The sequence below is a fragment of the Vibrio sp. Vb2131 genome (assembly GCF_033338535.1).
Taxonomy (GTDB): Bacteria; Pseudomonadota; Gammaproteobacteria; order Enterobacterales; family Vibrionaceae; genus Vibrio; species Vibrio alginolyticus.
Window position 1 is genome coordinate 1 of sequence record NZ_JAWOSW010000108.1, and the last position, 608, is coordinate 608.

At 49.8% G+C, this 608-nt stretch carries 1 protein-coding gene; it reads right to left on the bottom strand.

What is annotated here, in order from left to right:
- Positions 1-608: isocitrate lyase/phosphoenolpyruvate mutase family protein (locus R7E38_RS23135; protein WP_318082188.1), on the bottom strand; the 608-nt coding region annotated here is incomplete at both ends.

Sequence of the window (608 nt, forward strand, 5' to 3'; positions counted from 1 at the left end):
CGCAGTTTCACACCAAATCAAGTCTGCATATGGTGCATAAGCCAAACCACGAGAAATCGCTTGGTCGATACCAGCACGTACACGGTAGAAGCCTTCTTGAGTACGCTCACCTTCAATAAAGTCTTTATCGTATGGGTCGCAATCTGAAGTTAGTAGGTCTGCCGCGTTCGCATCAGTTCGTGCAATAACTAGCGTTGTTGTGCCAGAAACGTCTGCAGCAAGACGCGCAGCTACCAGTTTTTGTACCGCTTCTTGAGTCGGAACCAGTACTTTACCGCCCATGTGACCACATTTTTTAACCGAAGCGAGTTGGTCTTCAAAGTGAACACCAGCGGCACCGGCTTCGATCATCGACTTCATCAGTTCGTATGCGTTTAGCACGCCACCAAAGCCCGCCTCTGCGTCCGCTACGATTGGTAGGAAGTAATCAATACCACCTTCATCTTCAGGAGACTTGCCATTCGCCCACTGAATTTGGTCAGCACGACGGAAAGAGTTGTTGATGCGTTTAACCACTGAAGGCACTGAGTCCACTGGGTATAGCGACTGATCCGGGTACATAGTCGATGCAGTGTTGTTATCTGCCGCTACCTGCCAGCCTGATAGGT